General features: G+C 69.0%; 19 protein-coding genes and 1 tRNA gene. 7 read left to right on the top strand and 13 right to left on the bottom strand.

Annotation, left to right across the window (positions count from 1 at the left end; translation table 11 throughout):
• Positions 1-596 precede the first annotated feature (596 nt).
• From groL to HOW07_RS04695, 4 genes are all read right to left on the bottom strand, one after another.
• Positions 597-2,216, bottom strand: coding sequence for a chaperonin GroEL (gene groL / locus HOW07_RS04680; protein ID WP_064296567.1), 1,620 nt, complete (start codon positions 2,214-2,216; stop codon positions 597-599).
• Between the two features lie 204 nt (positions 2,217-2,420).
• Entirely contained in the window at positions 2,421-2,624 is a 204-nt protein-coding gene (locus tag HOW07_RS04685) for a cold-shock protein (protein WP_064296568.1), read from the bottom strand.
• Positions 2,625-2,909: 285 nt separating this feature from the next.
• On the bottom strand, positions 2,910-3,482 hold the full coding sequence (locus HOW07_RS04690) for a LytR C-terminal domain-containing protein (RefSeq protein WP_121289771.1): 573 nt from the start codon (positions 3,480-3,482) through the stop codon (positions 2,910-2,912).
• Between the two features lie 21 nt (positions 3,483-3,503).
• On the bottom strand, positions 3,504-3,806 hold the full coding sequence (locus tag HOW07_RS04695) for a DUF3263 domain-containing protein (protein WP_121289769.1): 303 nt from the start codon (positions 3,804-3,806) through the stop codon (positions 3,504-3,506).
• 223 nt (positions 3,807-4,029) lie between these two features.
• Between HOW07_RS04695 and msrB the strand changes: the two genes are divergently transcribed.
• Positions 4,030-4,449 (top strand): peptide-methionine (R)-S-oxide reductase MsrB, encoded by a 420-nt coding sequence (gene msrB, locus HOW07_RS04700; RefSeq protein WP_064296397.1) that lies wholly within the window; start codon positions 4,030-4,032, stop codon positions 4,447-4,449.
• Complete coding sequence (locus HOW07_RS04705) at positions 4,446-4,994, top strand: nitroreductase family protein (RefSeq protein WP_071261184.1); 549 nt, start codon at positions 4,446-4,448, stop codon at positions 4,992-4,994. Before msrB ends, HOW07_RS04705 begins: the two co-directional genes overlap by 4 nt.
• Positions 4,995-5,036: 42 nt before the next feature.
• Here HOW07_RS04705 and HOW07_RS04710 read toward each other — a convergent pair whose 3' ends face one another.
• The 3 genes from HOW07_RS04710 to HOW07_RS04720 all read right to left on the bottom strand — a co-directional run bounded on the left by HOW07_RS04710 (position 5,037) and on the right by HOW07_RS04720 (position 7,144).
• Positions 5,037-5,993: a DMT family transporter gene (locus HOW07_RS04710; protein ID WP_064296399.1), complete on the bottom strand. Its 957-nt coding sequence runs from the start codon at positions 5,991-5,993 to the stop codon at positions 5,037-5,039.
• 60 nt (positions 5,994-6,053) lie between these two features.
• Positions 6,054-6,129, bottom strand: a tRNA-Thr gene (locus HOW07_RS04715).
• Positions 6,130-6,175: 46 nt separating this feature from the next.
• A complete protein-coding gene (locus HOW07_RS04720) occupies positions 6,176-7,144 on the bottom strand; it encodes a thioredoxin domain-containing protein (protein ID WP_175116214.1) in 969 nt (322 codons plus the stop codon).
• A 256-nt stretch (positions 7,145-7,400) separates the two neighbouring features.
• On the opposite strand from HOW07_RS04720, the gene HOW07_RS04725 reads away from it, so the two are divergent.
• Positions 7,401-8,510 (top strand): ABC transporter ATP-binding protein, encoded by a 1,110-nt coding sequence (locus tag HOW07_RS04725; protein ID WP_071261188.1) that lies wholly within the window; start codon positions 7,401-7,403, stop codon positions 8,508-8,510.
• A 104-nt stretch (positions 8,511-8,614) separates the two neighbouring features.
• Positions 8,615-9,895, top strand: a complete 1,281-nt coding sequence (locus HOW07_RS04730; protein WP_064296363.1) for a DUF4032 domain-containing protein — start codon at positions 8,615-8,617, stop codon at positions 9,893-9,895.
• 96 nt (positions 9,896-9,991) lie between these two features.
• On the opposite strand, the gene rlmB is transcribed toward HOW07_RS04730, so the two are convergent.
• Positions 9,992-11,002: a 23S rRNA (guanosine(2251)-2'-O)-methyltransferase RlmB gene (gene rlmB / locus HOW07_RS04735; RefSeq protein WP_175116215.1), complete on the bottom strand. Its 1,011-nt coding sequence runs from the start codon at positions 11,000-11,002 to the stop codon at positions 9,992-9,994.
• The gene (gene cysS / locus HOW07_RS04740; RefSeq protein WP_121289763.1) at positions 10,992-12,443 is read right to left on the bottom strand and encodes a cysteine--tRNA ligase; all 1,452 of its coding nucleotides are present in this window, start codon (positions 12,441-12,443) and stop codon (positions 10,992-10,994) included. Before cysS ends, rlmB begins: the two co-directional genes overlap by 11 nt.
• Positions 12,444-12,483: 40 nt before the next feature.
• Between cysS and HOW07_RS04745 the strand changes: the two genes are divergently transcribed.
• Positions 12,484-13,596, top strand: coding sequence for a winged helix DNA-binding domain-containing protein (locus HOW07_RS04745; RefSeq protein ID WP_121289761.1), 1,113 nt, complete (start codon positions 12,484-12,486; stop codon positions 13,594-13,596).
• A gap of 11 nt (positions 13,597-13,607) precedes the next feature.
• Here HOW07_RS04745 and ispD read toward each other — a convergent pair whose 3' ends face one another.
• Both ispD and HOW07_RS04755 read right to left on the bottom strand, forming a co-directional pair.
• Positions 13,608-14,858 carry a 2-C-methyl-D-erythritol 4-phosphate cytidylyltransferase gene (gene ispD, locus HOW07_RS04750; protein ID WP_175116216.1) on the bottom strand — a complete coding sequence of 417 codons (1,251 nt, stop codon included), beginning with the start codon at positions 14,856-14,858 and terminating at the stop codon, positions 13,608-13,610.
• A gap of 46 nt (positions 14,859-14,904) precedes the next feature.
• Positions 14,905-15,387 carry a CarD family transcriptional regulator gene (locus tag HOW07_RS04755; protein ID WP_064296368.1) on the bottom strand — a complete coding sequence of 161 codons (483 nt, stop codon included), beginning with the start codon at positions 15,385-15,387 and terminating at the stop codon, positions 14,905-14,907.
• Positions 15,388-15,598: 211 nt separating this feature from the next.
• Between HOW07_RS04755 and HOW07_RS04760 the strand changes: the two genes are divergently transcribed.
• Positions 15,599-16,132, top strand: a complete 534-nt coding sequence (locus HOW07_RS04760; protein ID WP_175116217.1) for a hypothetical protein — start codon at positions 15,599-15,601, stop codon at positions 16,130-16,132.
• Between the two features lie 78 nt (positions 16,133-16,210).
• Here the strand turns inward: HOW07_RS04760 and HOW07_RS04765 are convergent, their stop codons facing one another.
• Positions 16,211-16,894, bottom strand: a complete 684-nt coding sequence (locus HOW07_RS04765) for a response regulator transcription factor (protein WP_064296370.1) — start codon at positions 16,892-16,894, stop codon at positions 16,211-16,213.
• The gene (locus HOW07_RS04770; protein ID WP_175116218.1) at positions 16,891-18,057 is read right to left on the bottom strand and encodes a cell wall metabolism sensor histidine kinase WalK; all 1,167 of its coding nucleotides are present in this window, start codon (positions 18,055-18,057) and stop codon (positions 16,891-16,893) included. Before HOW07_RS04770 ends, HOW07_RS04765 begins: the two co-directional genes overlap by 4 nt.
• Positions 18,058-18,223: 166 nt before the next feature.
• Between HOW07_RS04770 and phoU the strand changes: the two genes are divergently transcribed.
• Positions 18,224-18,892, top strand: coding sequence for a phosphate signaling complex protein PhoU (gene phoU, locus HOW07_RS04775; protein WP_064296372.1), 669 nt, complete (start codon positions 18,224-18,226; stop codon positions 18,890-18,892).
• Positions 18,893-18,951: the final 59 nt, after the last annotated feature.

Raw genomic sequence — 18,951 nt, forward strand, 5'->3', positions numbered from 1 at the left:
GAAGAACGGCTGCCAGCGGGCCGACGCCTGAGGGAGCACCAGCACCTGCGCCCAGCGCTCGGTCCCGAGCGGAGAGCCTCCCTGAAGCCGATCACGGGGCTCCCCGTTCCCCCAACTGCACTGCAGTCCTCCGAGTGCCACGGGCGCCGTATTGATCGGTGTCGCGATGACGTCATCCGTGAAGGGAGGCTCGAGCACGACGGAGGGCGCGAGTGCCGAGCTGACGATGTCGGCTGGGACGAGGTCCTTGCATCCGAGTCCGTACGAGCTGACCGGGGTGGTGGGCCCAGGGGCGGTGGTCGGTGTCGCGGACGACACCGGTGTGGACGTCTCCGTCGGCTTCGGTTCGGCCGGCGTGCACGCGCTCAGCCCCAGAATCACTACGGCGGCGATCGCCGCTCCCCCGATGCGTCTCATAGTTCGATCATAGGAAGCGGGATGCACGTCGGTATGCCGTTCCGATCACTTCTGTACAACGACTGTCGGACCCATGCGGAAACGGGCATACAGGTCGAGGGTCCTCCCCGATGCGGCATGGCGAAACGACGCAGGGCGCCTCCCGAAGGAGACGCCCTGCGCAGGTGTTGCTGTCGGACTTAGAAGTCCATGCCACCGGTCGGGTCGCCGGCCGGAGCCGGGTTCTTCTCCGGCTTGTCGGCGACGACGGCCTCGGTGGTGAGGAACAGGCCGGCGATCGACGCTGCGTTGAGCAGCGCGGAGCGCGTGACCTTCACCGGGTCGTTGATGCCGGCAGCGAGCATGTCGACGTACTCACCGGTCGCGGCGTTGAGGCCGTGTCCGACGGGCAGGTTGCGGACCTTGTCGGCGACGACGCCGGGCTCGAGGCCTGCGTTGAGCGCGATCTGCTTGAGCGGAGCGTCGATGGCGACCTTGACGATGTTCGCACCGGTCGCCTCGTCACCGACGAGCTCGAGCTTCTCGAACGCGGTCTTGCCGGCCTGGATCAGGGCGACGCCACCACCGGCGACGATGCCCTCTTCGACGGCGGCCTTCGCGTTGCGAACGGCGTCCTCGATGCGGTGCTTGCGCTCCTTGAGCTCGACCTCGGTCGCTGCACCGGCCTTGATGACCGCCACACCGCCCGCGAGCTTGGCGAGACGCTCCTGGAGCTTCTCGCGGTCGTAGTCGCTGTCGGTGTTGTCGATCTCCTTGCGGATCTGCGAGACACGACCGGCGATGGCGTCGGCGTCGCCGGCACCCTCGACGATGGTGGTCTCATCCTTGGTGATGACGACCTTGCGGGCACGGCCGAGCAGGTCGAGGGTGACGGTCTCGAGCTTGAGGCCGACCTCCTCGGAGATGACCTGGCCACCGGTGAGGATGGCGATGTCCTGCAGCTGAGCCTTGCGGCGGTCGCCGAAGCCCGGAGCCTTGACGGCGACGGACTTGAAGATGCCACGGATCTTGTTGACGACGAGCGTCGCGAGAGCTTCGCCGTCGACGTCCTCAGCGATGATGAGGAGCTGCTTGCCCGACTGGATGACCTGGTCGACGATCGGCAGGAGGTCCTTGATCGCGGAGATCTTCTGGTTGGCGATGAGGATGTAGGGGTCCTCGAACACCGCTTCCTGGCGGTCGGGGTCGGTCACGAAGTACTGCGACAGGTAGCCCTTGTCGAAGCGCATGCCCTCGGTGAGCTCGAGCTCGGTGCCGAAGGTGTTCGACTCCTCGACGGTGACGACGCCCTCCTTGCCGACCTTGTCGATCGCCTCGGCGATGATCTCGCCGATGGTGGTGTCGCCGGCGGAGATGGAAGCGGTCGCAGCGATCTCCTCCTTGGTCTCCACCTCCTTGGCGTTGGCGATGAGCTCGACCGTGACGGCCTCGACGGCCTTCTCGATGCCTCGCTTGAGGCTGATGGGGTCGGCGCCTGCGGCGACGTTGCGGAGGCCCTCGCGAACGAGCGCCTGTGCCAGCACGGTCGCCGTGGTGGTGCCGTCGCCGGCGACGTCGTCGGTCTTCTTGGCGACCTCCTTGACGAGCTCCGCGCCGATCTTCTCGTACGGGTCGTCGAGTTCGATCTCCTTGGCGATGGACACGCCGTCGTTGGTGATCGTGGGGGCGCCCCACTTCTTCTCGAGGACAACGTTGCGACCGCGCGGCCCAAGGGTGACCTTGACCGTGTCAGCAAGAATGTTCAGTCCACGCTCGAGGCCGCGACGGGCCTCCTCGTCGAAAGCAATGATCTTAGCCATGTGTGTTTTTCGTCCCTCCCGGACGTCATGAACGTTGTTAGCACTCAATGAGTACGAGTGCTAAGTCGATTCTGGCACTCAGGGGGTGGGAGTGCAAGTGAGCGCCGGAGCCCTGAGCGAACTCCCGGGATCCGCCCCGGAACGACGAACGACGCCGCCCACCGGAGTGGACGGCGTCGCAGGAATCGCGTGCCTGATCAGCGGCTACGCCAGGCGCACACCTTCGGCCTGGGGCCCCTTTGCTCCCGTGCCGACCTCGAAGACGACCGCCTGGCCCTCTTCCAAGGACTTGTAGCCGCTCATGTCGATCGCCGAGTAGTGGACGAAGACATCCTGTCCGCCGCCGTCGACCGTGATGAAGCCGAAGCCCTTCTCAGCGTTGAACCACTTGACGGTTCCGTTCGCCATTTCATACTCCCATTGCTGCGTGCTCTCGGCGCCCGACTGTTGCCGGACCCGGACCTGCCATCCGGGATCGGGATCCCGGCGGCCACCCTGCGCCGAAGCGGACCCGGGGGCGAGTCGAGACGGGACGGGATGAGCGGCCAATTCCAGATACTAATCCGGGGCACCGCGCGGATTCACCCCGAAATCGGCAAACGGGGCGGAGTGATACGACAACTCAACATGGAGGAAACACTCCGGAAACACGGCGAGCCGGCGACCTGACCGATCGACCTGCTCCGGCCGCGCTCAGGCGGCCGGCTGGTAGTCCGCGCCGACCACGACGACGATGCGGAGGACCGGTGCCTCGCCTTCCTCGACGGGGATCGCGTACGTGTCCGTGATCTGGATCGGGATACCGCCGAGTGCGTTCGCGATGGCGCGAGCGACGCCCTCCTGCGACGGATCCTGGTAGTAGACGCCGCTCGCCGTGACGTCCTCGGTGCTGGCGTCGCTCGTCGGGATCTGCTGCGTGAAGCCGGCGGCCGTGATCGCCGCCGCCGCCGATGCGGCGAGGCCGGCAGTGGGTGTGCCGTTCAAGACGAGGATGCTGGCCGTGGGGTCGACGACGGGGGCCGCCTCGGTCGGGGTGGGGGTCGGCGTGGGCGTGGCGCTCGGGCTCTGCGAGCCGCCGAAGAAGTCGATGCGGTCGTTCAGTCCGAACAGGGCGAAGGTGCCGATCCCCACAAGGACGAGCGTTGCGACGACGGCGACGAGGAAGGCGATCCAGCCGCGTCCCTTGGGAGCAGGGGCACGGTGTGCGCCGACGCGCTTGAGGTCGGGGACCTCGTCGAAGCGGTCGGGCGGGAAGGATTCAGCCATGGTGTGGTCTCCGGGAGCTGCTCAGCCGTCGGCGCGGGGAGCCGAGGCTCCTCGCGCCGAGAGTCGGGCGTCGCGGGTGCGCTGCAGCCGCTTGATCAGCATGGGGTCGTGGGCGAGGGCGGACGGCGAGTCGATGAGCGCGCCGAGCAGTTGATAGTACCGGGCCGGGGACAGGGCGAAGCGGTCGCGGATGGCGGCCTCCTTGGCCCCGACGTGCTGCACCCAGTGGGACTCGAACTCGAGGATCTCGAGCTCGCGCGGCTCGAGGCCGCCCGTCGGCGTCGACGCCTCGTCATCGGCAGGCGTGCGCGACGCTGACTGCATGCTCGTCTCCTGCCGATCGGTGCCGATGCGGCGACCGTGGAGTCGTGCTCCGGTCCGCCGTCCTCCAAGTCTATTCAGCCGATGGCCGCCGGGCCGCATCCACCCCGGCGAGGGCCGACGTTCACCGGGAAGGATCAGGCTCGGTGCAGTGTTATGGAATACGTCGGGAGCCGCATGCACGAGGCGGCCCCGCACGTAGGATGACCGAGACGAATGGAGCAGCATGACGTACGACGTGTCGAAGACCGATGAGCAGTGGCGCGAGGAACTCACGCCCGAGCAGTATCAGGTCCTCCGCGGAGCGGCGACCGAACGGGCCTGGACCGGTGAGCTCCTCGACGAGTCACGCGCGGGCCTCTACACCTGTGCCGCCTGCAACGCCGAGCTCTTCAAGAGCGGTACCAAGTTCGATTCCGGCTGCGGATGGCCGAGCTTCTACGAGTCCGTGAACCCCGAGGCGGTGCAACTCATCGAGGACCGTTCCCTCGGGATGGTGCGCACCGAGGTCCGCTGCGCCAACTGCGGCTCGCACCTCGGTCATGTGTTCGACGACGGCTTCGGGACGCCCACCGGTGACCGCTACTGCATGAACTCGATCGCGCTCAACTTCGCCGCGGCCGACACCGCCGAGCCGACGGAGTGACCGAACCGATCGAGCGCCCGGTCCTGGCCGCCGTCGCCGGGCGCCGTTCGTGGTCGAAGGTCACCGACGTCGCTCCGAGTGACGCGGAACTCCTCGAGGTCCTCGGGGCGGCCGGTCGAGTGGCCGACCACAGCGCCCTGCGTCCGTGGCGGGTCATCACCCTCCGGGGCGACGACCGGGTGAAGCTCGGCCGGGCGCTCGCGAAGGCGGAGGGCGACTCGAAGCCCTCGACGAAGCCGCTCCGCGCGCCCCTGTTGCTCGCGGTCGTCGTGAGTGTGAAGAAGTCGAAGGTACCCGCCTGGGAGCAGGAGGCGGTCGCGGCAGGAGTGGCCCACATGGTCAGCCTTCTGCTCGACGACGCCGGCTGGGGCGTGTTCTGGCGCACCGGCGGGGCGACTCGCGCCAAAGCGGTCCGGAAGGCACATGGCCTGAAGAAGGGCGAGGAGCTCCTCGGCTGGCTGTACGTCGGAGGGAAGCCGGGTAACGCTCGCACGGGGCGTCGCAAGACGTTCAACGCGAAGGCGCACCTCAGCTCCATGCCCTGAGGACCGGAGTCGCTCACGACATCCGACCGATGACGGGTCGACTCAGTCGGCGGACGACGATGCCGCGGGACGACGCCTGAACCGCGCCGATGCGATCGCCACGGCGGCGAACGCGAGCAGCGTCCCGATGACGGTCGCGACATGCACGCCGCCGTCGTCGGTGGGCAGGAGCACGTCCAAAGCGAGCGCGCTCAGGGTTTGACCCGCCACCGTGCCGAGCCCGAGGATGAGTACGCCCGTGTGCTGGACGAGGAACGCGGCCACGGCGATGAACACGCATCCGATCGGGCCGCCGAGGTAGAGCCACCACTCCCCCGGGAGCGGACCGGGCGGCGCGACGATGATCGCGTGCAGCACGGCGGCGACGACCAGCACGACCGTCCCGACGATGAAGTTGATGAACGTCGCGGCGAGCGTGCTCTGCGCCCGCATCTTGACTCGACCGTTGACCGCCTGCTGCCAGCCGATCCCGATCCCGGCGAGCAGCGGCAGGATGAGGAGTCCGAGCGGGATGCTCCCCCCGAGCTCGCCCGAGACGGCGACGCCGACCGCGACGAGGGCGACGACCGCCCCGAGGACGCGCTGGACGCTCAACCCGACGACGCCTCCCGGGCCGAACCCGATCCGGTCGAGTACCAGCCCGCTCGCGGTCTGGCCGGCGACCACCGCGACCGTGAACAGGGCGACGCCGAGCGCGGCGGCGGTGAGCCCCTGCGACAGCACGAGGAAGGCGCCGGCGCAGCCGCCGAGCACCGTCCACCAGGGCATCTCCCGGCGTCGGACGGCACCGATCACCGTGGCGAGCCCGCGACGGCCGGTGCGGGAGACGGCGAGTCCGACCGTGAGGATGATCAAGCCGCCCCCGAAGGAGATCGCGGCGGCGGTGAACCCGTCACCGAGACGCGCACCGAGCTCGCCGTTCAACCGGGCCTGCACCGCGATGAAGGCGCCGCTGACGACGGCGATGAGGAGCGCGAGCGGTGCTGGGAAACGGGTCACGGGAGGGTTCCTTCCAATGAGGAACCGCCCACTCAGCAGGCTGAGCGGGCGGTTCTCGGCTGGAGCCGACGACGGGACTTGAACCCGTAACCTACGCTTTACAAGAGCGTTGCGCTACCAATTGCGCCACGTCGGCCGACAGGGGCTGGCCCCGGTCTCGTCCATCCTACGATGGCGGCGGATCAGCCGTTGGTCACGGGCGACTCGCTGGCACCCGGCGTCGGCGTGCCGGTGGAGTAGCTCTCGCTCGAGACGGCGAGGACGAACGCCGCGAACTGCTCGGCGTCGGTGAGTGAGCCCGTGTACTGCTTGCCGTTCACCAGGATGGTCGGCGTCCCCTCCACCTTCTCGACGTCCGTCCCAGGCAGCGGGCCGCTGCGCGCACGGTCGGTCGAGTCCTTCACCCACGACTTGTAGGTGCCGTCGTCGATGCAGGCGTTGATCTTCTTCTCGCCGCCGGAGATGACTCCCTTTGCGATCGACTTCAGCTCTGCGTCGGTCAGGCCCTCGGTGTTCTCCTTGGGCTGGTTCTCGAACAGTGCGGTGTTGAAGGAGAAGAAGTCGTTCGGTGAGTACTCCGCGACGCAGGCGGCCGCGTTCGAAGCGCGCAGCGAGTACTGCGTCCCGAGCGACAGGTTGCTCAGCGTTGCGAGGGGGTGCACCGTGTACGTCGCGGCGCCGGCCTCGAGCCAGCCCTTGACCTGCTCGGCGTTCGTGGTCTCGAACTGACCGCAGTAGGGGCAGAGGAAGTCCTGGTAGACGGAGATCTCGACGCCGTCGGCGGCGGGGGTCTCGGTTGCTGCCGGCGTCTCGGCGGGGGCGGGCTCCGCGGGGGCGGCCGGATCGGTCGCGCTCGGCGTGGGCGTCGACGCACTGGCCGGGGCTCCGACCAGCTGCAAGCCGGCGGAGACGGTGAAGCCGTCGTTCTTCGCCGCGGTCGGGACCGGTCCGGCGGGCTTGATCGACGTCACGATGATGACCGCCACCACCGCCACGATCGCGAGCGCACCGAGCACGATGCCGCCCTGGAGCAGCACCCGGTTGCGGCGGTCGCGGCGCTTCTGCTGCTCGCGCAGCACCCGCGCCTTCTCGCGTGCCGCGTCGCGTCGTTCGTTCTTGGTCGGTCGGTTCTGCGATCCAGCGCCAGACATTGATCCTCGTTTCGGGGGGCTCGCGCTGCGGAGACGAGGCAGCGCCAAACAGAGTAATCGTAGACCTGCCGCCTGGGAGAGGCCCAAACCAGGCCGGGAGCCGGCTGTGCGTCCACCGGGAGATCCGCTGGCTGCTCGACCTTCCATTCACAGGAGGTCGTGGCATACTGGGACGGCGAACCGGCCATCGATGACGGGTTCGCGTCCATTCACAACGGATCGTCCGGCACGTACCTGCCGGTGAAGGAGAACAACCATGGCGTCTGTGACGTTCGACAACGCAACCCGTTTCTACCCGGGTGGCACCCGCCCCGCGGTCGACAAGCTGAACCTCGAGGTCGCCGACGGCGAATTCCTCGTCCTCGTCGGCCCGTCCGGCTGCGGCAAGTCCACCTCCCTCCGCATGCTCGCCGGCCTCGAAGAGGTCAACGACGGCCACATCTTCATCGGCGACCGCGACGTCACCGACGTGCCGCCGAAGGACCGCGACATCGCGATGGTGTTCCAGAACTACGCGCTCTACCCGCACATGACCGTCGCCGAGAACATGGGCTTCGCGCTCAAGATCGCCGGTGTCGGCAAGGAAGAGCGTGCCACCCGCGTGCTCGAGGCCGCCAAGCTCCTCGACCTCGAGGACTACCTGACCCGCAAGCCGAAGGCGCTCTCCGGTGGTCAGCGTCAGCGCGTCGCGATGGGTCGAGCCATCGTCCGTCAGCCCCAGGTCTTCCTCATGGACGAGCCGCTGTCGAACCTCGACGCCAAGCTCCGCGTCCAGACCCGCACCCAGATCGCATCGCTGCAGCGTCGTCTCGGCGTCACCACCGTCTACGTCACGCACGACCAGACCGAGGCGCTCACCATGGGCGACCGCATCGCGGTCCTCAAGGACGGCATCCTGCAGCAGGTCGGCACCCCGCGCGACCTCTACGAGAAGCCGAACAACGTCTTCGTCGCCGGCTTCATCGGCAGCCCGGCCATGAACCTGTTCGAGGGCGAGATCGCCGATGGCGGCATCAAGCTCGGCGGCTTCGTCATCCCGGTCGAGCGCGAGATCACCGACGCCGCTCCGTCGAAGAACGTCACGGTCGGCGTGCGACCCGAGGACATCACCGTGTCCAGCAACTCGGGCTCCGGCATCGAGGTGACCGTCGACCTCGTCGAGGAGCTCGGCGCCGACGGTTACCTCTACGGCCACACCGAGGTCTCCGGCAAGCGTACCGACATCGTCGCCCGCGTCGACGGCCGCAACCACGCGCACATCGGCGACACGGTCTTCCTCGCGCCGACGCCGCACCACGTGCACGCGTTCGACTCGGCATCGGGTGAGCGTCTGGGCAACAAGCCGGTCGTGTCCTCCTCGATCTAGTTTCCCGCCGACGATGGTCGAGCGGTCGGTCTCCGATCGCTCGGCCATCGTCGTTTTCGCTTGTCCAGTCTCTGCACGACGATCCCCGAGGAGCGCTCCGCACCATGTCCGGCGCATTGAACATCACCGCTGCCACCGTCGACCCGGCGCTGCTCGACCTCCCCTGGGAGCTCCCCCTCGAGAACTGGCCGAATGAGGCGATCGCCTCGCTCCCGAAGGGCATCTCGCGCCACCTCGTCCGGTTCGCGAACCTGTCCGGCTACGTCATCGCCGTCAAGGAGACGACCGCGGAGATGGCGAAGGGCGAGTACGACATGCTGCGCACCCTGCAGCGCCTCGACATCCCCTGCGTCGACCCGCTCGCGGTCATCACGAACCGGAGCGACCGCAAGGGCCGAGAGCTGCCGAGCGTGCTCGTGACGCGGCACCTGAAGTTCTCACTCCCCTACCGCGCGCTCTTCCAGGGCACCCTCCGGCCCGACACCGCGACCCGCCTCGTCGACGCGCTCGCCGTCCTCCTCGTCCGACTGCACATCGTCGGCTTCTTCTGGGGCGACGTGTCGCTGTCGAACACGCTCTTCCGGCGCGACGCGGGTGCTTTCGCCGCCTATCTCGTCGACGCCGAGACGGGCAAGCTCTACGAGGGCGGCCTGTCGAACGGGCAGCGTGAGAACGACCTCGAGATCGCCCGCGTGAACATCGCCGGCGAGCTCCTCGACCTCGAGGCCGGCGGACGCGCCGACGCCGAGCTCGACCCGGTCACCGTGAGCAACGGCATCGTCGCCGCCTACCGTTCGCTCTGGAAGGAGCTCACGGGCTCCGAGTCCTTCGACGCGTCCGAGCGCTGGCGCATCACCGAGCGCGTCCACCGCCTGAACGAACTCGGCTTCGACATCGAGGAACTCGCGATCAAGACGACCGACGAGGGCTCGACCGTGCGGATCCAGCCGAAGGTCGTGGACGCCGGGCATCACCAGCGCCGTCTCCTGCGGCTCACCGGTCTCGACGCGGGCGAGAACCAGGCGAGGCGCCTGCTCAACGACCTCGACGCGTATTCGGCCTCGTTCGGGAAGGACGGGTTCGACGAGGAGATGGCGGCGCACGAGTGGCTCATCCGCGTGTTCGAGCCGGTGGTGAAGGCGATCCCCCGCGAACTCCGCGGCAAGCTCGAGCCCGCCGAGATCTTCCACCAACTTCTGGAGCACCGTTGGTTCCTCGCGCAGAACGAGGGTCGCGACATCCCCCTCGCGGAAGCCGTCGGTTCCTATGTGAACACCGTCCTGCGACACCGCCGCGACGAAGCGACCATGATCGTGCCGCCGACCGAGGCGATCAGCATCCCCGCCGCCATGACCGGACCGGTCGACTGGCGAGACCTCGTCTGATCGGGTCCGACACCTCGGCTGACGACAGACAGGCCCTCGGAACGGAGATCCGTTCCGAGGGCCTGTCCTCGTTCGTGCGGTGCGAGCGCCGGTGGCCTACTCGGCGTTCCGGCGACGCGCGATCTCGTACAGCGTCACGCTGGCCGCGATCCCGGCGTTGAGCGACTCGGTCGAGGCCGAGATCGGGATCGACACGACCGCGTCGCAGGTTTCGGTGACGAGGCGGGACAGGCCCTTGCCCTCGCTGCCGACGACCACGAGGATCGGCTGGTCGGCGAGTTCGAGCCCCGGGAGGGAGACGTCGCCGTCGCCGTCGAGGCCGATCACGAAGACACCGCGCTCCTTGAACGCCTTGAGCGTCTGGGTGAGGTTGGCGGCCATCGCGACCGGCGTCCGAGCCGCCGCGCCTGCCGAGGTCTTCCACGCGGAGGCGGTGAGACCCACGCTCCGGCGCTGCGGCAGGATCACGCCGTGCCCACCGAAGGCTGCGGTCGATCGGATGATCGCACCCAGGTTCCGGGGGTCGGTGATGCCGTCGAGGGCGATGAACAACGGGTTCTCGCCACGCGAGATGACCTGGTCGAGCAACTCCATGGGGTGCGCGTACTCGTAGGGCGGCACCTTGATGGCGAGGCCCTGGTGCACGCCGTCGAACCCGGCCATGCGGTCGAGTTCCGGACGCATGACCTCGAGCACCGGGATCCCGCGTCGGGTGGCGATGCTGAGCGCCTCCTTCACCCGGTCGTCCATCTCGATGCGGGTCGCGACGTACAGCGTGGTGGCTGGGATCTTCGCCCGGAGCGCTTCGAGGACGGAGTTGCGGCCCGTGACGACCTCGGACTCGTCACCCGACTTCTGCTTGGTCCGGCCGTTCGTGGAGAGGCGTCCGTTCTGGCCGGCCGCCTGTTTCGGCTTGCCGGTGCCGCCGGCGGCCGCGTAGCGCTCCTGCGCGGCCTTCCGCTTGCCGGCCGGGTGCCAGGCGCGGTCCTCGGCCTTGGGGGTCGGTCCACGACCCTCGAGCGCCTTGCGGCCGAGGCCACCGGTGCCCTTGGTGGGACCCTTCTTCGCTTTCTTCGGCCCGGTCGGGCGGGAAGGCTTACTTGCCACTGATACTCCAATGTGCTCCGGACGGGGTGTCTTCGATGGTGATCCCAGCCGCTGTGAGTTCGTCGCGGATCCGGTCGGCCGCTGCGAAGTCCTTGGCGACCCTGGCGTCCGCGCGATCGACGAGCAGACGCTCGACGAGTGCGGACAGGGATCGGTGAGTGACGGGGTCGGCGCCCGACGACCACGAGGGGTCGGTCGGGTCGATGCCGAGCACCCGGGTCATGTCGAGGACGGCGACGGCACGCTCGCGCGCCGTCGTCAGGTCGCCGCCGTCGAGGGCGGCGTTGCCGACGCGCACGGCGTCATGCAACACGGCGAGCGCGCGGGGGATGTTCAGGTCGTCGTCCATCGCCTCGACGAAGGCGGCCGGGAGCGTCGCTCGACTGGCGGCCGTGGTCGTCTCGGTGAGGAGGTCGGCGCGGGCGGCACGATCGAGGAAGCCCTCGACACGTCCGAGTGCGGCCTCGGCCTCGGCGAGTGCGCCCGGATGGAACTCGAGTGTCGATCGGTACTGCGCTGCACCGAGGTAGTACCGGACGACGAGCGGCCGGGCTGCTGCCAGGAGGTCGGCTGCGTAGACGGAGTTGCCGAGGGACTTCGACATCTTCTGCCCGCCCGTGACGGCGACCAGCCCGTTGTGCAACCAGTACCGGGCGAAGGGGTCGCCGGCTGCGCTCGACTGGGCGAGCTCGTTCTCGTGGTGGGGGAAGCGGAGGTCGAGTCCGCCGCCGTGGATGTCGAACTCCTCGCCGAGGTACTTGGTCGACATCGCCGAGCACTCGATGTGCCAGCCGGGCCGTCCCTCGCCCCACGGAGACATCCAACTCGCCGAGCGCGGCTCCCCGGGCTTGGTGCCCTTCCAGAGCGCGAAGTCGCGGGGATCGCGTTTGCCGCGCGGGTCGGCGTCGGTCGCGGCCTCCATGTGCTCGGCGCTCTGCCGCGTGAGTTCGCCGTAGCGGCTCCATGAGGCGGTGTCGAAGTAGACGTCGCCGGAGTCGTCGGGGGCCGGGTAGGCGTGCCCGGCGTCGATGAGCCGCTCGATGAGCTCCTGCATCTCCGGGATGCTCGCCGTCGCGCGTGGCTCGTAGCTCGGCGGCAGGATGCCCAGGGCACGGTAAGCGGCCGTGAACTCGAGTTCGTACCGGTAGGCGAGCGCCCACCACTCCTCGCCGGGCTGGGCGAAGCCGCCCTCGACGCCGGCGGCGGCGTTCGCGAGGATCTTGTCGTCGATGTCGGTGACGTTGCGGACGAGCGTGACGCGGAGCCCGGAGGCCGTCAGCCAGCGTCGCAGCTGGTCGTAGACGAGCGCGCTGCGCAGGTGCCCGATGTGCGGAGAGGACTGCACGGTCGGTCCGCAGACGTACAGCCCCGCCTCGGCTTCGCGGAGCGGCACGAAGTCCCGGAGGGACTGCGTTTTCGAGTCGTAGAGTCGGAGGGCCACGAGACCAGACTAGCCGCCGTCGTCGGGGCATGATGGTCCCATGACCACGGGACGCGACGACCAGCAGGTTCTCCGCGCGCGACTCGCGGCACAGCTTCTCGACGGAAGCGATCACCACTCCCCCACGGCTGTGGTCTCGCAGCTGCTCGCGGTCCAGGCCCAGGACCTCGCTTCGTCGCTGTGGGCGGTCGGCGTCAGGTCGAGCGGCACGACGATGGCCGAGGTGCTCACGGCGCTCGAGGACGGTTCGATCGTCCGGTCCTGGCCGATGCGCGGCACCCTGCATCTCGTCGCCGCCGAGGACCTCGGGTGGCTGCTCGGACTCGGTGTCCCGCGGGTCCGCTCGACGATCGCGGCCAGACACCGTCAGCTCGGGCTGGACGCCGAGACCTTCTCGCGCTCCCGTGCGCTCACCGAGCGACTGCTCAGCGGGCATCGGCGCGCGACGAGGGATGCGCTGCTGACGGCCCACACCGACGCCGGGATCCCGATCGACGGACAACGCGGCTCACACCTCATCATGGAACTCGCGATGTCGGGCGTGGTCTGCTGGGGACCGCCCGCGGGAAGACAACAGGCACTCGTCCTGAGCGAGGAGTGGATCCGTGCCCCGCGGGTACTCGAGGCCGACGAGGCGCTCGGGGAGTTCGTCGTCCGGTATCTCACCGGCCACGGCCCGTCGACGATCGCCGACCTCACCTGGTGGTCGAAGCTCACCGTCGCCCAGGCGAAACGCGGCGTCGAGGTGGCCGCCGGACGGCTGGTCTCAGAGTCGCGCGACGGGGTCACCCGCTGGTCGTCGGCCGAGGGCATCGGACCTTCAGCTGCTTCACGACCACCGCGGGTGCTCGCGCTGCCCGGATTCGACGAGCTGCTCCTCGGCTACCGCGACCGCGAGTTGACGCTCCCGGCGGCGTTCGCAGACCGCATCGTGCCCGGCGCGAACGGCATCTTCCTCCCGATGATCACCGTCGACGGGCGCGTCGTCGGCACCTGGCGCCGACGGACGAGTGCGACCGGCGTCGTCGTCACCCCGACACCGTTCCAACCGCTGCCACAGCGGGTGCAGGCGGGGTTCCGACGAGCGGCTGGCGAATACGGGCGGTTCCTCGGGCTCAGTGCATCGGTCGACGAGGGCACGTCCGCCGACTGAGGACCGACCCGTCAGCGGCGCTCGACGAGGGCGGTGGCGATGGCCGTGACGCCCTCGCCGCGGCCGGTGAACCCGAGCGCATCCGTGGTCGTCGCCGCGACGCTGACCGGTCCGTGGACCAGCGCGCTCAGCACACCCTCCGCCTCCGCCCGACGCGGCGCGAACCGCGGGCGGTTGCCGACGAGCTGCACCGCGACGTTGACGACGACGAAGCCCGCAGCGTGCAGCCGTTCGACAGCCGCCCGCAGGAAGACCTCGCCGCTCGCCCCGGCGAAGCGGGGGTCGTCGGTGCCGAACATGGAGCCGATGTCGCCGAGGCCAGCAGCGGACAGCAGGGCGTCGACGATGGCGTGGGCGACCGCATCCCCGTCGCTGTGTCCGGCCAGCGGCCGTTCCCCCGGCCAGCTGAGGCCGGCGAGGCTCAGCTCGCCGTCGTCGGCGAAGGCGTGGACGTCGATGCCGATGCCGGTCCTGATCGAGGTGGTCGGCCGTGCGCCCACCTCGTGCTCCTGGTCCCGCTCCCGGTCCGCCAGCAGTCGCTCCGCACGCTGGGCGTCCCACGGGGTCGTGATCTTGAACGCCGCCTCCGAGCCGCCGACGGTGAGCACGGGGTGTCCGGCGTCCGCGTAGAGCGCCGCATCGTCGGTGGCCGCTGCCAGGCGGTCTTCGGCGACGCGGAAGGCCGCGACGAGGGCATCACGCGGGAACGCCTGCGGTGTCTGGACGGCTCGGAGGGCGGCCCGATCCACGGTCTGCTCGACGAGGTCGCTCGCGTCGACCCGCTTGATCGTGTCGGTCACCGCGAGCCCCGGCACGATGCCCCACCCCGTCCGCTCCGCGGCGTCGATCACCCGTTCGAACTGGTCGGTCGGGGTGAGTGCCCGTGCGGCGTCGTGGACGAGCACCGTGCGGACTCCCGGCCACAGGGCGGCGAGTCCAGCGAGGACGGAGGACTGTCGCGTGTCGCCTCCCGCGACGACACGGAGGTGGTCGGCCGCCTTCCCCGCCGCGCGACGACCGATCGTCTCAGCCTCACCGACGCGATCCGCGGGGACCACGACGACGACCTGGACCGCGTCGCGCAGGCGGAAGACCGGGGCGAGCGCGTGTTCGAGCACGGTGCTGCCGGCGAGCGACACGAACGCCTTGGGGATCCCGGCACCGAGGCGCGTCCCACTGCCCGCCGCCACGACGATCACGCCGACGGCCGGGCCGTCCAGGGAGGGGTCGGCAACGGCACCCGGTTCGTCGATCGCAGTCATGCCACGAGCCTACTTCTCGGGCGCCCAGCCCGAACGGACGGTCGGCTCAGGAGGCGAGGACCTCATCGAGGACGGACGACGCCTGCTCCTCGTCGGTCTGCTCCGCCAATGCCAGTTCAGAGACCAGGATCTGGCGGGCCTTCGCGAGCATCCGCTTCTCTCCTGCTGAGAGCCCTCGGTCCTGGTCGCGACGCCACAGGTCGCGGACCACCTCGGAGACCTTGATGACGTCGCCCGAGGCCAGCTTCTCGAGGTTCGCCTTGTAGCGGCGGGACCAGTTCGTCGGCTCCTCGGTGAACGGCGCACGGAGTACGTCGAACACGCGGTCGACCCCCTCGCGTCCGATGACGTCGCGCACCCCGACCAGGTCGACGTTCTCGGCCGGGACCTCGATCATGAGGTCGCCCTGGGTGACGCGGAGCTTCAGGTAGAGCTTCTCCTCGCCCTTGATGATCCGGGTCTTCACCTCGGTGATGGTCGCGGCGCCATGGTGCGGGTAGACGACGGTCTCGCCAACTTCGAAGATCATGGGTCTCGGTCCCTTCAGCGTCTCCCAGAATACCACGGGACCCCTGATCAGAGCCGGGTACCGGGTGCCCAGCGGACCGGGTGGTGAACCGATCGATCACGGGTCGGCGACCCGGCCACGCCCCTTCGCGGCCGTGGGCTAGACTCGAATCCGGATCCCGGGACACCTGTCACTCGTCTGCGCCCGGGGCCACCACATCTTGGAGGGTTCTGTGAAGGCGCGTCTCATCGCTTCCATCGTCGTCGCGGGTGCTGTCGCACTCGGCATGAGCGGTTGCAACCTCATCGCGCCGCAGGCGACCCTGAAGCAGTACGACGCCTCGGACGGCGTCGGTGTCACCGTCGGCTCGGTGGCCGTCCGCAACGCCATCGTCGTCTCCGACAACGGCGAGACCGGCAACCTCGTCTTCAGCGTCGCGAACCGCGACGACCGCGCCCACACGGTGCTCATCGAGATCGAGGGCAAGGACGAGCAGTTCCAGGTCCTCGCGGAGCCCGGCCTGACGACGTTCGACGGCTCGGGAGCCAACGACCCCCTGCGCATCGAGTCCCTCGGCGTCCAGCCCGGAGCGATCGTGGACGTCTTCTTCCAGTACGGCGACGAGACGGGCGCCACGGCGAGTGTGCCGGTCCTCACCGGTGAGCTGCTCGAGTACTCCACGCTCGTCCCGACGCCGCTGCCGACGGATGAGCCCACCGAGACGCCGACGCCGCTCGCGACGCCCACCACGGAGCCGACCGAATAGCCCCTCGTCGCCCCACACGACCGAACGCCCCGCACCTCCCTCCGGAGGCGCGGGGCGTTCGTCCGTCCTGGACCTGCGTCAGGCCTCGAAGCGGTAGCCGAGCCCACGCACGGTGACGAGCATCACCGGTTCCGAGGGGTTCGCTTCGATCCGGGAACGGATGCGCTTGATGTGGACGTCCAGCGTCTTGGTGTCGCCGTAGTAGTCGCTCCCCCACACCCGGTCGATCAGCTGACCACGGGTGAGAACCCGTCCGGCGTTCCGTAGGAGCAGCTCGAGCAGCTCGTACTCCTTGAGCGGCATCGGGATCGGCGCCCCGTTGACCTCGACGACATGACGCTCGGTGTCCATCCGGACCGTGCCGGCCTCGAGCAGCACCTCCTCCTGCGCCTGGTCCGCCTCGACACGGCGTCGCAGCACCGCCCTGATCCGCGCGAGCAGCTCGCGGGTCGAGTAGGGCTTCGTGACGTAGTCGTCGGCGCCCAGCTCGAGCCCGACGACGATGTCGACCTCGGAGTCTTTCGCGGTCAGCATGATGATCGGCGTGCTCGAGACCGCGCGGATCTGACGGCAGACCTCCGTCCCGGGGATGCCGGGGAGCATGAGGTCGAGCAACACGAGGTCAGCGCCGCGAGCCGTGAAGGCCTGGACCGCCGAGGGACCGTCCTCCGCCACCTCGACCTCGTACCCCTCCCGTTCGAGCAGGTAGCTGAGTGGTTCACTCAGAGACGCTTCGTCTTCGACGAGCAGGATGCGGGTCACGGGGTACTCCTTGCCGTGCCGGTGGACAGGTCCTCCGGCGGGGTCGTTGCTCTGGGAAGGCGGATGGTGAACGTCGAGCCACGGCCCAGCTGCGACCAGACCTTCACTTCGCCGCCGTGGTTCTGGACGGTGTGCTTGACGATGCTGAGGCCGAGGCCGGTGCCGCCCGTGTGGCGGGACCGCGCCTGGTCGACGCGGAAGAACCGTTCGAAGACCCGGTCGCGGTCCTCTTCGGCGATCCCGACGCCCTGATCGGTGACGGCGATCTCGACGACGTCGTCGACCGCCCGGACGCCGACACCCACGTGTGCGCCGGTGGGCGAGTAGTGGATGGCGTTCGAGATGAGGTTGTGCACGGCGACGACGAGCATGGCCTCGTCACCGTACACCTCGAGGTTCTTACCGCCTTTGAGGGAGAGCGCCACCCCGGTCGCCTCGGCCGGCACACGGTTCTGGTCCACCGCCGCGGCGATGACCCGATCGAGGCGGACGAGTTCCGGCTGATGGAGGGCGTCGGCCGCCTGCAACCGCGAGAGGTCGATGATCTCGGCCGTCATCCGGGTGAGTCGCTGTGATTCGGTCGAGAGCCGGCTGGCGAATCGCTTCACCCGTTCCGGGTCGTCGGCCGCCGTGTCGAGCGCTTCCGAGAGGAGCCCGATGGCGCCGATCGGCGTCTTCAACTCGTGGCTGATGTTCGCGATGAAGTCCCGGCGGACCTCGTCGAGTCGACGCGCCTCCGTGTGGTCCTCGGCCAGGAGGAGGATGAAGCGAGACCCGAGCGGCGCCGCCCGCACGCGCAGGTGGCGGGTGGCCTCGCCGAAGCGCCCGAGCGCGAGTTCCAGATCGCTCGTGACGGCTTCGCCGGTGCGTCGGACCTCGAGCGCGAGGTCGATGAGCTCCGGGTTGTCGAGCACGCGGTCGCGCACCAGCCCGAGCGCGAACGCCCCCGGGGACGCCTTCAGCACGTTGTTGGACGGGTCGACGACGATGCCCGCGCTGTCGAGGGCTTCGAGCACCTGGTCGACCCCGTCTGGGACGACCGGGTTGACGACCGTCGCGGCGCGCTCTCCGCGGCGGAAGGCGAGGGTGATGAGGGCGACGAAACCGCCTCCGACGATGAGGCCGAGTGCCAGGGCGATCAGCACCAACCACATGGTGTCCATGGGTACTACGTTACTCAGTCCGCCGAACGGCGAACTCGCGAATACCCCGCCACTTCGACGACTGTTCACGCTTGGGGCCCCAACTGTTAACCTTGGTTCGGCATCATCGGCGGAGCGGGCGTCTGCCTGCCCACCGCCAGGTCACGGAAGGACGGCACCCAGAGCCATGCGCGAGGTATTCCAGCAGTCACTGCGAGAGGTCCAGGATCGCCTGGTCGAGATCGCCGAACTCGTCACGATCTCCATCGAGAAGGCGACGCAGTCCTTCGGCAACTCGGACGTCGCGGTCGCCGAGGAGGTCATCGCCAACGACAACCGCATCGACCAGCTCGCGATCGAACTCGACGAGCTCGCCATCGACATCCTCGCCCGTCAGCAGCCGGTCGCGCGCGACCTGCGCATCGTCGTGAGCGCGCTTCGGATCAGCGCGTCGCTCGAGCGCATGGGCGACATGGCCGAGCACATCGCCCAGCTGTCGCGGTACCGCTTCCCCGACAAGGCGGTGCCGAAGGGCCTGCGGACCACCTTCGCCGAGATGGGTCGACTCGACGTCTCGATCGCCCGCAAACTGACCGAACTGCTGCGCACCCAGGACCCGCGCATCGCCGACGAGATCCGCAACGACGACGACGACGTCGACGAGCTGCACGCCAGCGTCTTCGAGAAGGTCCTCGGCGACACCTGGAAGGGTGAGCCCGTCGCGACCGTCGACGCCACCCTGGCCTCGCGGTACCACGAGCGCTTCGCCGACCACGCCGTCTCCATCGCCAAGAAGGTCCAGTACCTCGCGACCGGCGACTGGATCCCCGAGGCGACCACGCCGGTGCACCACTGACCAGCTGATCCCGGACACCCCGACGAGCGGTGTCGACCCGAGACCGGGTCGGCACCGCT

This window comes from Plantibacter sp. MCCC 1A11337 (assembly GCF_013349365.1).
In the GTDB taxonomy this organism is placed as follows: Bacteria; Actinomycetota; Actinomycetes; order Actinomycetales; family Microbacteriaceae; genus Plantibacter; species Plantibacter flavus_A.